12 protein-coding genes are annotated in these 15,000 nt (G+C 50.6%); 6 read left to right on the plus strand and 6 right to left on the minus strand.

The annotated features are described in order from the left end of the window. The 4 genes from MHN31_RS21580 to MHN31_RS21595 form a co-directional block, all read right to left on the minus strand. A partial coding sequence (locus MHN31_RS21580; RefSeq protein ID WP_239445291.1) for an Ig-like domain-containing protein occupies window positions 1–2,160 on the minus strand: 2,160 nt, incomplete at its 3' end. A 12-nt stretch (window positions 2,161–2,172) separates the two neighbouring features. Further along, a complete protein-coding gene (locus MHN31_RS21585) occupies window positions 2,173–3,438 on the minus strand; it encodes a FecR domain-containing protein (protein WP_239445292.1) in 1,266 nt (421 codons plus the stop codon). Beyond that, on the minus strand, window positions 3,428–4,741 hold the full coding sequence (locus MHN31_RS21590; protein WP_125561025.1) for a tetratricopeptide repeat protein: 1,314 nt from the start codon (window positions 4,739–4,741) through the stop codon (window positions 3,428–3,430). Before MHN31_RS21590 ends, MHN31_RS21585 begins: the two co-directional genes overlap by 11 nt. Window positions 4,742–5,007: 266 nt before the next feature. Further along, on the minus strand, window positions 5,008–5,769 hold the full coding sequence (locus MHN31_RS21595) for a transporter substrate-binding domain-containing protein (RefSeq protein WP_239445293.1): 762 nt from the start codon (window positions 5,767–5,769) through the stop codon (window positions 5,008–5,010). A gap of 198 nt (window positions 5,770–5,967) precedes the next feature. Between MHN31_RS21595 and lspA the strand changes: the two genes are divergently transcribed. After that, a complete protein-coding gene (gene lspA, locus MHN31_RS21600) occupies window positions 5,968–6,471 on the plus strand; it encodes a signal peptidase II (protein ID WP_125561021.1) in 504 nt (167 codons plus the stop codon). Between the two features lie 31 nt (window positions 6,472–6,502). Here the strand turns inward: lspA and MHN31_RS21605 are convergent, their stop codons facing one another. Continuing rightward, window positions 6,503–6,898: a YbaN family protein gene (locus MHN31_RS21605; RefSeq protein ID WP_010384960.1), complete on the minus strand. Its 396-nt coding sequence runs from the start codon at window positions 6,896–6,898 to the stop codon at window positions 6,503–6,505. A 91-nt stretch (window positions 6,899–6,989) separates the two neighbouring features. On the opposite strand from MHN31_RS21605, the gene MHN31_RS21610 reads away from it, so the two are divergent. Continuing rightward, a complete protein-coding gene (locus tag MHN31_RS21610; protein WP_239445294.1) occupies window positions 6,990–7,226 on the plus strand; it encodes a hypothetical protein in 237 nt (78 codons plus the stop codon). 39 nt (window positions 7,227–7,265) lie between these two features. Here MHN31_RS21610 and MHN31_RS21615 read toward each other — a convergent pair whose 3' ends face one another. Continuing rightward, window positions 7,266–8,516, minus strand: coding sequence for a porin (locus MHN31_RS21615; protein ID WP_239445322.1), 1,251 nt, complete (start codon window positions 8,514–8,516; stop codon window positions 7,266–7,268). 260 nt (window positions 8,517–8,776) lie between these two features. On the opposite strand from MHN31_RS21615, the gene MHN31_RS21620 reads away from it, so the two are divergent. From MHN31_RS21620 to MHN31_RS21635, 4 genes are all read left to right on the plus strand, one after another. Further along, window positions 8,777–10,735: a methyl-accepting chemotaxis protein gene (locus MHN31_RS21620; protein WP_239445295.1), complete on the plus strand. Its 1,959-nt coding sequence runs from the start codon at window positions 8,777–8,779 to the stop codon at window positions 10,733–10,735. Between the two features lie 106 nt (window positions 10,736–10,841). Beyond that, window positions 10,842–11,696, plus strand: a complete 855-nt coding sequence (locus tag MHN31_RS21625; protein WP_239445296.1) for a D-hexose-6-phosphate mutarotase — start codon at window positions 10,842–10,844, stop codon at window positions 11,694–11,696. 626 nt (window positions 11,697–12,322) lie between these two features. Beyond that, window positions 12,323–13,687 (plus strand): sigma-54 dependent transcriptional regulator, encoded by a 1,365-nt coding sequence (locus MHN31_RS21630; RefSeq protein WP_239445297.1) that lies wholly within the window; start codon window positions 12,323–12,325, stop codon window positions 13,685–13,687. Beyond that, on the plus strand, window positions 13,677–14,972 hold the full coding sequence (locus tag MHN31_RS21635; protein ID WP_239445298.1) for an ATP-binding protein: 1,296 nt from the start codon (window positions 13,677–13,679) through the stop codon (window positions 14,970–14,972). Before MHN31_RS21630 ends, MHN31_RS21635 begins: the two co-directional genes overlap by 11 nt. Window positions 14,973–15,000: the final 28 nt, after the last annotated feature.

Below are 15,000 nucleotides of genomic sequence, written 5' to 3' on the forward strand. Positions count from 1 at the left end.
GCTGCCGTTAGCCGGGGCGCTGACCACTGTGAGGCTGTTGTAATTCAGGCTGCCGTCACTGTCGCTGTCGTTGGCCAGTACGTCTATGGCAACCGCTACATCTTGGGTCGTAGTGGCGCTGTCATTCACAGCAATCGGTGGCTGGTTGTTGCCTGTGACTTCGATAAAGACATGAGCCACATTGGACGTTGCCCCTCTGTCATCTTGAATTTGGTAGGTAAAACTGTCGCTACCCCGGTAGCTCGGTTCACTCTGATAAATGAACTGGGTGCGGTTTGCATTCAGGCTCACATCACCATGACTGGGCCCTTCGATCAGCATCAGGCTGGTTGGGTTCAGACTGCCATCAATATCCTGGTCATTGGCTGCCACCGCAATGCTGACTGGCTGCCCTTGTGCGACTTCAACACTGTCATCGTTGGCCAAAGGCGCGTCATTGACTTCGCTGACTTCAATCACCACAAAAGCCTGCACACTGGCTGCGCCATCATCAATTTGATAGACGAAATAGTCTTGGCCATAGCTATTTTGTTGTGGGGTATAGCGGAAACTCCCTGTGTCACTGAGTTCCAGTGTGCCCATTAAGGGTTGCTCTATTATCGATAAGGTCAGCGTATCTTCATCGGCATCACTGTCATTTTCCAGTACACCAGGGAGGTCAACAAACAGCTGTTCATCCTCGTTAGTCTGATAACTGTCATTGACTGCGACGGGCGGAAAATTACTGACTTCGGTTTCTATAAGCAGTGTGATAGTGGCTGTGTTTGAGCCACCATTGCCATCTTCCACCTGGTATTCAAAGCTGTCTGTGCCGATAAAATCAGAGTTGGGTTGATAGTTAAAGCTTCCATCAGCATTGAGTGTCAGGGTGCCATTTTGTACATCGGTGACGGGCGTGGTGTTCACCGTGAGTGCATCGCCATCGAAGTCTATGTCATTTACCAGCAGCCCGGCGCCACTGACAGTGAGCTCGCTGTTTTGTGTCAGCGCATAGTGATTGTCAAAGGCGATCGGATCCTGATTAACGCGCTCAATTAATAAGGTGACTTCGGCCTCAGCAGTGACGCCCTGGCTATTGACGATACGATAGCGAAATCCATCGCTGCCAAAGAAGCTCTCTCGGGGTTCATAAGTAAAACGGCCGTCGGCAAATAGAGTCAGCGTACCGTTTTGTGGATCGCGCACTGCTGTGGTGACCAAGGTCAGTGGTTCGAGGCCATTGGCATTGTCGTTGTTAAGCAAGTTACCCGAGAGTGACTCAAACTGAACACCACTAAAGCTGTCCGCAACGGCGACAGGGGTGATCAGGTTGGAGGCTGCTAGCATGCGTGACTCGCTGAAGGCACTTTCACCGCTGCCGTCAATGCCAGTGATGCGGGTGTAATAGTGTTTTTGTGGATCTAATCCACTGAAGGTGTGCGTAGAGTCGGTTAAAGCGATGACTCGCTGGCCACCTGGCAAGGTGGTGATGTTGCGCACATCATCAATGGGTGATTCGGCCAGATAGGCGTTATAGCGCAAAAAACTGGGCAGTGGCTGCCAGTCCAGTGCCGCGCTCCCGTCACTACGTGGCGCGCTGTTAAACGCGATACTACGTGGTAACCAGGTAATTTGTTGGGTGGCTATTGTGGTCAGATTGCCGCCGTTGTCTTCTACCCAGACCTGTAATTGCAGGCTACCTGGTTGCTGCGCAAAATTAGCCGGGTTAATACCCGTTTCGGTAAACGCGAATGGATCGCTGCAATTGCCATCGCATAAAACCTGTGCCCGTTCTGCATTGTCAAAGCCGAGCAATACCCGGCTTACGCCTTCCGGATCGGTGATAGCATCCAGCGAGACGGTTAGGTTACCCCGGTAGGTACGCTGTGTATCGGGGAACAGGACGTTGCCCGTTCCGTTTACAAACTGTGTGTTGACCACCTGGCGCGCGGCTAGGGTACGGTTTGCGAACTTGGGCTGATAGTCAAAAGGGATCAAACTGACCTGGCCTGATGGTGTATCTGGCTGATCGGCGCCGTTATCCTGGGCAGGTGGTTCAGTGGTCGTATTTTGGTTGGGTGTTGTGTTTGTTGTGTCGTCACCATCGCCTGAGCAACCCGTTAAAAGCCCGGTACAAAACAGTGTCAGAATGCCCAGTTGGTGTAATTGCGAGCGCTTCATCCCCCATCCCCCTTAAGGTTGACTCAAAATAAACAAGCCAGAAGCGGTAACACTAGGCTCATCAATTTCATTCAAATTAAAATTGCCACGCAGCTTATTTAGCTCGTCGCTGAACTGGGTTTCGATAGTGCCTTCAGCCAGATTTTGCCCATGCGAGGCAAAGTTGACGCCCAGCGTCATGCCATTGGCGTCGATCAGGCCATTAAAGGCGGCAAACCATTCGCCTTGTTGGTCGTTAAACGACAGCACGCCTTGCGGCACTGTGCCATTGTCGAAGTCGACATTGATCTGCATTTGGATGTTGCTGACTGCGCCAGCAGTAGAGTTAAACTCGGTGCGTTCAAGCGTGGTGTATAGGGCCGTCCCGGTGCGCTCGGCAAGTAGATCTTCAAGGGGCTCGATCCCGACGGTGTCGAGGCTCTCTTCCGTAATAAAGCCGTTATCAGAGATATCCCGACCGACATCGGGCAAGGCGGCTTCAAAGGCCTCTTGGGCCGTAGGAGGGGTGGCTACCGGGGTTTGCGCAATAGTCAGTGTTGTTGCCTCAGCAGGAGAGTCAGCTAGCTCAGCGCTGGTATCCTCAGTGTTACTGTCATCGTTTTGCTCATCTGGATCGTTACCGCTGGCAGCGTCCTGGCTGGTTGGCGTGAGCCGGGTCAGTTGCGATGGTGGTGCAAGTAGGGGCGTTACTTCACCGCTTTGGCTGACACTGGCAAAGGAAAAGTTACCTTCTTGCCCGAGCAGCAACGGCTCCTCGTTGACGCTGACTTCAATGGTGCCATCCCATACGGCCAGCAGTAGAGCATCTCCTTGCCATTCAACTTCATAATGCGTGCCTCGGATCCCGATACTGCCGACTGGGGTGCGGAGCTGATAATTGTCTTTGTTGCCCTTTATTTTGCCTGTAATGGTGCGCAGTCCGCCCGTCACTAATTCCATCACAACAGAGCCATCCTCTTCAGAGGAACCGCTATATTCATTGATGATCAGTTGGGTGTTTTCCTTTAAGGCGATTAAAGCACCATCTTGCATACGCAGCTGGGCATTACTTTGTTGTCCGGTATTAACCACATCGACATCAAAAACCGGGCTGCGACGTTTTAGTGCGCGCTGTTCGGCGCTGTCACTGGCTGTTGCCACTACTTGGCCACGGGACATCAGGGTTTTGCCCGCCGGGGCAGCCTGACTGACGGTTGCAAAGAACAAGCCGGATAACAGTAGAGTCAGGTGGGTGCTGTGTCTGAGTGGCTGCCAGCGGGTGCGAAAATTAGAAATCATAATGTACTCCTAAGGACCATTCAGTACGATCATAACTGTACAGTTGCAGTGAGCTGTCTTTGTCGTAGTAAGCCAGCTTAGTTTCCAGACTCCAGGCTGGTGTTATCTGGTATTGCCAGACCAGGTGTGCAATATGCAGTGTTTCGTCTCGCACTTGTAAAAAGAAAGGGTGCGCTGCTCTGTGTTCAATATCCCGGTATTGCACTTTGGCATTTAGGCGATGTGCATCATTGAACCGATACACCATCGAGGCACTAAAATGGCTGTAGTCACGGGCATAATGCTCGCCTTCAGGGTTTCGTGCTGGTTGCCAGGTATATCCCGCACTCAGGCGTAATAGCCAGTTTCGGGTTGCCCGGCTGAGGGCCAATCCGGAAGTATATAAGCGACTGTCAAGAGCACTGTCTCGGACATTGTTCAAATTAAACGCGCTTATATTGACGGTCGCTGCCCAGTGTTCATTGATGGCGTATCTCAGCGCACCAAACACGCCTGCATCTTGCTGATAAGTCGCAGAGTCCAGTGACATAACACCCAGCTGGGTACCAAGATGCAGCTGAAAGGCCGCAATATCCTGAATGTAGCTGAGGTTAGCGCTGAGCTGAGTTCGGTCGAATTCATCGCTGTCCTGGTGCCGTTGATCTGATACCTGAAGATTGGCTCGCCATGCCTGATGTTGAGTTTGTTGCCAACGGCCATCAAAACGATAACTGGCACGGGCGAAGGAATCCGACGCTTCGCGGCTAGTTTCATCGAGCAAAATGGGCAGGCCGCCAATCACTATGCGGTCATCTGTGGTACCACTGTTGACGTTGCTGTCGTGGCCCAGCGCCAATGAAATCCGGTGCTTTAATTCCTGTTTCAGGCTGGCAAGGTTGTCTTCAATGGCATCCAGCGCACGCGTTACCTGTTGTCTAAACTCATCACTGAGTGGCGTATTCAGTAGCGAGCTGAGTGTACTGGCAGCTTGCGGGTAATTCTTTTGCTTGTTGTAGGTCAGGCCTAGCAGGTACAAGCTGGGTTGATGATTAGGTTTGGCGGCGAGCACCCGCTCAAGGGCAAACACAGCCTCATTATAATGACCCGTTTCGAGTGCGGCTCTGGCGTACATAAAATCAAAGGCAGGATCGCCAGCGGCAGTCTCGAATTGTGCTTGCGCTAATGCATAAGCCTGTTCAAATTGTCCCTGCTCGAGTGCTGATTGGAGTTGTGTGAGCGGTGTCGTTGCGGCCAGCGCTGCACTAGTGTGCAGTCCAACCAGCAAAACGACCGGAATAAACGCGCGATGAAGTAATAGCTGCATAACAGATCACCCAAGGTTCGATTATTCTCTGGTACTGCCAGTCAACTTTGTTTGTAAGCATTATTTCATACCCAGGCATGCCATGCCGGAGCGTTTAAAACGGCGAACTGATACGTACACCGCTAACACGCCAGGGTGTCACTGATAACGACCTAACAGGTTAATCTCTATCAGTTTTAAGTCAACGGACCAAGAGAGCGTGATTAAATTATAGACAGTGCTTTCAATAATTCACTCTAAGTTACGGGTACAAGACATGTTTGTGATTAATGTGAGATAGGATTAATACCTTGCTCCTGGCCGATCTGTGGATATTGCGAGAGCAGATGTTGATAGGTGCCATCCTGGATGATGGCGCTGAGGCCCTGATTGAACAGGCCGATAAGCTTACGGGATCGGGGATGTGTTTTGAGGATTCCAATATGAAGTGGCCATGATGCGATGACCTGAGTGTGTACGGTGAATATCTCTTGTTGAAAATGGTGGGTGATTGCATAGGCCGCGGCAAACCGATCAGCAATTACACCATCGACCCGGCCCCGGGCCAGCTGTTGCAGACATTCGCTTAAATGTAGCTGGCTGATCACGCCGATAGCGGGATACCCACGAACCAAGTTTTGATAAGCAAAGCCACGGATCATACACACGCGTTTGCCATTGAGAGATCTTAATCCAGAAAAAGGCAGGGCGTGCGCGGCGAGTGAGATAAAAATGAGTTCATTGTGCAAATACGCGGTGCTAAAGAAAAATTGCTGTGCACGTGCCTGAGTATACCAAAGTGCCGGGATCACATCGACTTTCCCGCTCTGTGCCAGGCGCATTGCCCGGCTAAATGGCGCGACTTCAAGCGCAAAGGTTTCGCCACTGCGAGCAAAGGCTGCGGCAACGATATCATAGCTGAGACCACGATCATCGTCCTGTACATAAGGTGGCCATACGCTATGACTGCCCAGCAGAATGGGTTTTGCTAGCAATGGAGAAGCACATGTCAGGCACCAGACGAACGCCACGAACACGAAATTGCGCACACCAGCCCCCTTATTTTCTCACTGTTCTGAGTGTAGTTGAAATCGCCTCAATTGGCAGCATGGAGCGAATGTCATGGGGCAATTGTAATCTTCTGTATGGTATCTGCTAAACAATGTATATTTCATCCAACCTGTCATGCCGGTGTCACAATGCGCGTTTTATAGTGGCATACTGCCAACAAATAAAGACAACAACGTATGACAACTAAACAACGTGTATACTGGATATCTGTGATAGCGGGTGCAGGTATGTGCCTGGATCAGCTCAGTAAGTGGTTTGCAAGTGACTACTTAAATGGTTGGCAGATGGCCAGCTACTGGCATGACCTGGTGCGCCTTGGCTACCGGGAAAATAGCGGTGTGTTTTTGAGTTTAGGGAGTGAATTACCAGCGCCATTGCGCAGTGTGTTGTTTATTGGTGTGATTGGTTTGCTGTTGGTGGCGATTTTACTATACACATTGAAAAGTGAGGACTTGAATCGTAACCAGATCACTGGCTTGTCTTTGGTGTTGTCTGGCGGTGTGAGTAACCTGATTGATCGGGTGCTTAACAATGGTGCGGTGATCGACTTTCTCAATCTGGGGATCGGTGAATTGCGAACGGGGGTGTTTAATATTGCTGACGTAGCGATTATGTGCGGTGCCGTGATGTTGATACTCTGTACGACCCACAATCAAAACGTTGCTGCGCAGAAAACCTGAAGCCAAACATACACCGTCAAAGTGGTAAATGTTAGCTGGCGGGCAACTCGGATGGTTTGCTGAGCAGATAGGCCATGACCATCAGCTCGGTTAACGCGACGCCGACCAGTACAAACCAGGGCGCGGTGGTCATGCATAAGATCACAAAGCCAAATAGCATCCCTAAACCCGCGCCCCATTTGCCTTTGACTGGCACAACTTGATGGGATTGCCAGGCAGCCAGGGTGGGACCAAATTTGGGATGAGCCAGCAGCCAGTTGGCTAATTTGGGGTTAGAGCGGGTAAAGCAAGCCAGTGCCAGAATAAAAAAAATCGTGGTTGGCATCACGGGCAGCGCCATGCCAATAAAACCCAGCGCCACACATAAGATCCCGGCAAGGTGTAACCAGAAGCAACGGTTAAATAGTTTTTGTGCGTGTTTTTTCATCGCAGTCCTTCCCGGTATTATCCCGTGTGTTGATCATCGGTGTGACCTATACCAATTTCACTTAATACCTGGTCTATTTGAAGGAGCAAATATGACGCCAACAGCGTTAAAAATTTCTCATTTAGAAGAACTAAATAGCAAAATTTTTGCCTTGTTATCGACTATATTTTCTCGCCTCAAAATAGAACACTTAATTAAGCAAATTGGTATTGCTTTGTTCATTATAGCTAAAAACAAACAGACGAATAGTCGCTGTAATATTTTCGCGCTGTGTGTAATATTTACCCAAGTTGGTGATGAGGTGGTGTGTGATATCTATGCACTATGAAGCGTTAAGCAGCGGCCGAAACGCCGCTGCTGGTGGCACTTAGAAGTAGTAGCCTATGTTTATATTAAAGCGGCGCTCAGTTTCATCGCTGTTACCCGCAATGGAACCACCTACGAAGGGTTGGTTTTTGGCAAGCACATAATCTATGTAGCTAAAGAACGCACCCGCAGAGAGAGAAACACCGGTGACGTTCATCCAGGTGTCTTCGCTGTCGTCCGATTTATCGTAGATAATGCCGTAGTCATTGTAGAATTGCAGCCCTGTGATTGGGCCAAATTGTACCGGTAAGCTGTATGCGATATTGGCATTGCTCATCGTTGCCTCGGCAGCAATGGAATCAAAAAATGCATACGCGCCGACGGCCATACGTGTGGCAGGTGTATCGACATCGTATTCGTACTCACCGTGCTGTAATTGCAGGTTCCAGGGGCCATAGTTGCCGTTGAAGTGGATAGCCCAGGCCATGTAATCACCGGCTCTTTCGGTCCCGTCGTGCAGGCCACCACTTAAACCAGAGACGCCCAGCTCGGTGGTACCGCCTTTATGCTTGAAGTGATAGGCATAGCGGCCGGCAAAGGTGTTGTATTCGCCCAGTGGCTGGGTTGGGTCATCATAGATGCCATCGCCGGTTTTGCGAAAGCCAACAATGTCGTAGGAATAGCGATCGCTGCGGTCTTCTACATAACCGTCGACACCGCCCAGTTCATCATTTTTGAAAAAGCCCAGATCCAGCTGCCAGTTGTCGGCAATTTTGCGTTTAAACAACACACCCATATCGTGGTCGTCTTCTAACCCAATATAATAAGTGGTGTTAAAAAAGTAATTGTGAGAATTATAAGGCCAGTTACCAAAGGGCACTTTGGTCATGCCCAGCTGTGCCTGCCAGTCTTTGGCAAAGTCATAATGTAAATAGGCATACTTAACGGCGGTCATGTAGTCGAAAAAGCGGATCTCGGCATTGAGGCCAAAACCGCCCACATTGCCGGAAAAGTTAAGCCGAAAAATATCGAAGTCAAAATCGCCGCCGCGATTTTTGTTGTCGTCATCATACGACGTGTGGCTGAGGTTAGTCCGCACAGCACCGCCCACTTTGATACTGGGCTTGGCAGGGTCGGCCTGGCGCGCTTTTTTATCGGCTTTGGCCTGTGCTTTTTCGCGTGCCTGTTCGCGTTCCATTTTATGCACTTTTTGCTGAAGCAGTTCAAGTTGCTTCTTTAACTGTGCCAGTTCATCTTCGCTGGCAATGGCGGGACCAGAAGACAACATCATAGCGCCGCAAAGAGCCGTCATGAGTCGAGAGCGTTTTAGCATGGGAGAATACCCGTATGGTTGAGTTAGTGAGAATAAATTATCTCTCAATAGCCTAGACCATTCACTCTTATGTTCCAAGAAATCCGCTATGAACACCAGGAATTTTCCCTGATCCTTTGGATAGTTGCGCAACTATAAACTATATTTTTGAGCAATAACGTGAATTTGATCAGCAACGCTATGGTATGTGCGTTTTAGTGTGTTGGCACAGCCAACCCATCCAGTGAGGAATCCACTCTATGACTATTTCGCAAAAGCTCAGACTGGCTTTTATCGTTGCCATCGTCTCGCCTATTTTAATTATCGCTGTGCTGATTGTGTCCCAGACGCGGCAACTGGCGCTCGATAAGTTCGTGGAGATGAGTGGTCGGGAAGCCCTTCAGGTCGATAATGGAATAGGTATGTTCTTCGATGAAATTGCGAAGAATGTCGAGTTCCTGGCGACCAACCCCAAGCTCACCCGGGCACAAAGCGACGTGCAGGTTTATACCGGTAATAGTACCGCGACTGCGCTTAACTCCCGTGCTGGCAGCGAGACAGAGCAGGCCGTTTATGATTTGTTTGAGCGCTTTGGAGATACCCATCCGGGGATTGCTTATATCTACTTTGGTAATACTGAAGGTGGTTATATTCAGTGGCCTCAGGGTGAAGTGAGTGCAAACTATGACCCTCGTCCCAGACCCTGGTATCGCAGCGGGCAAGCGGCCAATGGCCAAACTGCAATGACCGATGCTTATTATTGGGCACCGGATGATATGGCGATTGTTTCAACCGTGCGCTCCGTCAGATCCAATGGTCGGGAGATTGGTGTCACGGGCATGGATGTCTCATTACAGGGCCTGACTAAGATCATTCGGGAGGTCAAACTGGGTGAAACGGGCTATCTGATGCTGGTGGAAGACACAGATAAAATTCTGGTCGATGCCAAACATAGTGACTATCGGTTCAAAGATGTTAAACAAGTCGAAAACGGTCTGTATAAAACCCTTGCCAGTAATCAGTCCGGGCTGTATGAAATTCAGATTGATGATACTGATTACTTCGCCAGTATCTACACGTCGAAGAAGCTGGGCTGGAAGTTCATTGCATTTGTGGAACAAAGTGAAGTGATGGCAGCGGCCAATGCCATGACCTGGACGCTGGTGATCCTGAGTGTGGTGCTGGTGGCTTTGTTTGTGGTACTGGCTAACTATATCGCGAATGTGTTATCTGGCCCGATTGTGGAAGTCAGTGATGGCTTGACCGTCATCTCCCAGGGAGGTGGCGATCTGACGCAACGTTTGGAGGTCGACAGCAAAGATGAAACCGGCAAATTGGCGGATAGCTTCAACAGCTTTCTTAATTTGATTGCCCAGCTGGTGACAGATATTAATACGTGCGCTCAGCAGCTCAATCAAACGGCCGGCGCTACGGCCTCAGAGTCGGAGGAACTAACCAGTTCAACTGCGCAGCAACAACAAGCCCTTGAAATGGCTGCAACGGCCATTAATCAGATGGCGGCAACGGCCAACGAAGTGGCATCCAGTTGTGCGAATGCCGCAGAGCTGGCCACCCAAACTCAGCAGGCTTCAGAGCTGGGTCAGTCGGTGATGTCGGAGGCAGTAGACAGTGTGGTTGCGCTGTCAGATGTGATTAAGCGGGCAACGTCAGATATTAATCAGCTGGATAGTGAAAGTGAAAATATCATGTCAATTCTCAGTGTGATCCGTGGGATTGCTGAACAAACTAACCTACTGGCATTGAATGCAGCCATTGAGGCTGCCCGGGCCGGCGAGCATGGTCGGGGGTTTGCGGTGGTTGCCGACGAAGTCCGGGCTTTGTCTCAACGCACCTCAGAATCAACCGAAGAAATTGCCTCACAGCTCGACAAGTTGAGAAAAATGACAGAAGGGGTGTCGCTGGATATGCGCAGCAGTTTGACCCGCACAGATAAAACGGTTGAACTGACCGACTCTGCGCAAAGCCAGTTCAGCGAAATCACCCAGTCGATTCAAACCATCAGTGATCTAAATACACAAATCGCCACCGCAGCTGAGGAGCAGCAGCACGTTGCAGAAGACATTAACCGTAATGTGATTGAAATAAAAAATGCGGCCGACAGTGTCAGCGATGTGGCCAATAACACCAGCGAAAATGGCGATAAAATGCAGCGATTATCTGAACAACTGACCCGCCTGGTGGGCCAGTTTAAGGTGTAATAAGCGAGGGATGTGATGAAGATCACTCATATTCGATGGGTACCTCTTACACCGCCCGGGCAATTTAGGTAAGGTAGTGCCAGTTTAGTTTAAAAATAGGTGTTATATGGAACTTTCTGCCTCAGTAAAATTGGCACGTACCGAGTCCGGCCTGGAGTATTTTGACGTTAACGGACCTCAGTGTCAGGCTAAAATTTATCTTCAAGGTGCACAGATCACCGAGTTCATTCCAACAGGTCAGAAAAACCTGTTATGGGTATCCCAGGATGAAACCTACCTGGAGGGCCAATCTATTCGTGGTGGCATTCCCATTTGTTGGCCTTGGTTTGGCGTGCATGCTAATCCAGACTGGCCTGCGCATGGGTTTGCGCGTAAGCAGGTTTGGCGTGCAGAGCGTGTTGAAGAAGACGATGCTGCAATTCGCATTGTGTTGTCTTTGCCTATGATCTCTATTGACCGTACTTTCTGGCCTTTTGAGTCCAGTTTGACTGTCGAGTTTGTACTTAGTGACCGGCTTGAAGTTAAACTCTGCAACACCAATACTGGCAGTGAAACGTTTACCCTGACACAGGCGCTGCACACCTATTTTCCAACGCCAGCAATAACCCAAACCCGTGTGGATGGGTTGCAAGGGGCAAACTATATTGAGTTTGGTGAAGGCCCATTTGTTCAGAACGAAGTGGTCACCTTTGGCCGCGAAACCGACATGGTTTACACCCAGGCATCCGAAGTACAAATCATTGAAACGCCAGATGGCAAAATTGAAGTGGGCCGCGAACACTCAAGTTCTTGTGTGTTATGGAACCCCTGGATAGAAAAGTCCAAACGTCTGAGCAACTTCCGCGACGATGAATACCACACTATGTTGTGTCTGGAAGCGGCCAATGTGATGGATGATGCAGTGACACTGGCCCCGGGTGAATCCCACACCCTAACCACCAAAATCAGTTGGATTCAGTAAGACCGAAGCACGGCTTCGCAGCTTACTGAAGTGAGGGCATGGACGCCCGAACCTGATGCCCTCCACATGGAAGTGTGCCCACTCGTACCTCAATATAGACCGAAGCAAGGCTTCGCAGCTATCGTGCAAAGTCGTGCTTTAGCGCGGCCTTTGCGCAAGGTGAAATGAGCCGTTTTAAAGATCCTGGCACTGTTCACTTTGGTAACCTGATGCCCTCCACATGGAAGTGCCTACTCGTACCTCAATATAGACCGAAGCGAGGCTTCGCAGCTATCGTGCAAAGTCGTGCTTTAGCGCGGCCTTTGCGCAAGGTGAAGTGAGCCGTTTTAAAGATCCTGGCACTGTTCACTTTGGTAACTGGGTGCCTTCCATATGGAAGTGTGCCCACTCGTAGCTTTACACCAAGCCATGTTTGCCTGGGTACCACTTTAGCGCGCTGCACTGTTCACTGTTTTACACCCCGTCATCCCGTGCTCGACACGGGCACTACTAAGCTACTTAGCCAGTGAGTAGGTCACTTCTCATAGCGCTGTGCCTGCGGCATGGACACAAGCGTCTGTCGGACGCTTTTCGTCTCGGTCAATTTCCCGTATTCTGAACGCAGTAATAATCGGACAGGGAATACGATGGCAGTACTCATTGTGGATGACAATCCGGAGGTGCGCTTAAGCGCGGCATTTTTGCTTGAAGATCATGGTTTTGAGGTGTTTGAAGCAGAGCATCCAGACGTGGCTAAGCAGTTTTTGAGTTGTAAGCAAATAGAGCTGATCCTGCTCGATATGAATTTTACCCGCGACACCACATCCGGCAATGAGGGACTGGCATTTTTGAGCTGGTTGAAGTCGTTAGATGGTGCACCGGCGGTGATCTGTTTGACCGGCTGGGGGAGTGTGACACTGGCCGTGGAGGCGATGCGCCTGGGCGCCGCAGACTTTATCGAAAAACCCTGGCAAAACCAGCAATTGCTGGATGCGATCCGAAAGCAAAGTAAGCTTAGCGCGCTACAAACACAACAAAGTGTGATGGCAGATACTGAGGTCACGTTACCGGCTTATACGTGGCGCTCAGAGGCCATGAAAACCTTATTCAGGAAGCTGGAGCGGATCGCAGTCACTGACGCCAGCGTTTTACTGTGTGGTGAAAGTGGATGTGGCAAAAGTTACCTCGTTGATGCGCTACACAGTCAGTCGGCACGCCGAGATGGCCCTTTGATCAGTGTGAATATGGGCGCCATTCCCGAGAGTTTGTTTGAGAGTGAAATGTTCGGGCACACCAAAGGGGCGTTCACTGATGCTAAATCGCAGCGCAGCGGGCGTTTTGAACTGGCTGATGGCGGGACTTTGTTCCTTGATGAGGTTGCGACCATTCCGCTGACGCAACAAGCCAAGTTACTTCGGGTGCTGGAAAGTGGTGAATATGAGCGGGTCGGTAGCAGTCGCACAGAGCGTGCCGACATTCGTCTGATCTGCGCCACCAATAGTGATCTGGAAAAAGCGGTGGCCGCAGGGCAGTTTCGCAGCGATCTGTTGTATCGCATCAATACCTTTACCTTTGAGCTTCCGCCATTGCGTGCACGGTTGGATGACATAGTGCCACTGGCCAATTATCTGCTTGCGCGCCACGCGGCACGTTACAATCTCGACACTAAGGCACTGGATAGTGAGGCACAGGCTGCATTGCTGGCCTACCGCTGGCCCGGTAACATTCGTGAACTTAGCCATGTGATGGAGCGAGCTTTATTGCTCAGTGAAGGGGCACAGATCGGTGTTGTGGACTGTCAGCTGCGTCTGTCCAGCCCTGAACCCGAGCTGTCGTATAATGAGGGGGCACATCCGTCGGGCCGGACGCTGGCGGAGGTCGAGAAAACCCTGATAGAACAGACCCTGGCACTGCATCAGGGCCAAGTCAGTGAAGCAGCCCGGGCACTTGGGCTGACTAAGTCCTCTTTATACCGCCGACTGGACAAATACGGGCTGCGCAATGAAAGCTAACTTTGAGCGCGGGCTACATGTGCATCTTGCTATGCTGGGCTTAGTCGTCGTGGCCCTGTTGTCATATTTATTGTGGCAGCAGGCGATGCCATGGTGGCAGAGTACGCTCATAGCGGGGGGCGTCAGCGGACTATTGTGGCGTCTGCAAATACAGCGTCTGGCAAAGTTGGAGAGCATTTTTTCGCGCGCACACTGGCAGCTTGAGGCCATGCAACAGGCGGATTTCAGTCAACAGATCCGGCCCCATTTTCGTTCCGGGCAGGTGGCGGCATTTGAGCAGCAGTTGATAGCGCTGGGCGAGCAGTTACATCATCAAAAGTCGCGTTATAATTCACAGATCTTTGTTATTTATCAGCTGATCGACAAGCTCAATACCCCGATCCTGGTTTTTACAGAAGAATCACGATTAAGCTATGCAAATCAAGCTTTTGAATCCTTGTATAGACAACCTTGGCAGCATTATAAAGGGGCAACAGCCCTGTCTCTGGGGCTGGAAGAAACGCAGCAGGGGTGGCAGTTTGTCAGTCACACACAGGGAGCCCGCTGGCAGCTGCACAGCAGCTATTTTTATGAGCAAGGCAAGCGCCACAGTTTACTGGTCGCGCTGGATATTACCAAAGCGCTGAGGCAAAAAGAGCTGGCAGCCTGGCAGCAACTGATCCGAGTGATCAGTCATGAAATACGTAACTCGCTGACCCCGGTGAGTTCATTGGCGCAAAGCCTGGCGGAGCGTGCAAACTCAGCCAGAGAGCGACAAGCACTGGGGGTCATTGAGCAGCGTTGTCAGCATTTGCAGCACTTTGTTGCCCGTTATGGCGAGATAAGTAAAGCCATTGAGCCTCAGGTTCAGCAGGTGCAGCTCCACCCGTTGTTTACGTCAGTGCAGGATTTATTTGCATCACAGCACCCGGCACAGTGTGTAGCACTGGATTGCCAGGCGCAGCAGTGTCATTGCGATCCGCAGTTGCTTGAGCAGGTCCTGATCAACCTGGTTAAAAATGCCATCGAAGCCAATCAGACTGCCACACCAGCAGGCCACCAGGTACTGATACGTAGCTATTACCTCAGCCCGGCGGTGGTGATAGAGGTGGCGGATGAAGGGGGCGGATTTGCCAATCTCGACAATGTGCTGACGCCGTTTTATTCCACCAAAACCGAGGGACAGGGCATTGGGCTGACCTTCAGCCAGCATGTGATTGAATGTCATGAGGGCCAGTTTGATGTTGGCAACGAACAGCGAGGTGAGCGAGTGGGTGCGGTTATTAAGATGACACTCCCTAGTTGATAATAATTATCATTTGCGTATAATAACC

Origin of the sequence: Pseudoalteromonas sp. McH1-42, from assembly GCF_022347845.1 — a bacterium.
In the GTDB taxonomy this organism is placed as follows: Bacteria; Pseudomonadota; Gammaproteobacteria; order Enterobacterales; family Alteromonadaceae; genus Pseudoalteromonas; species Pseudoalteromonas rubra_D.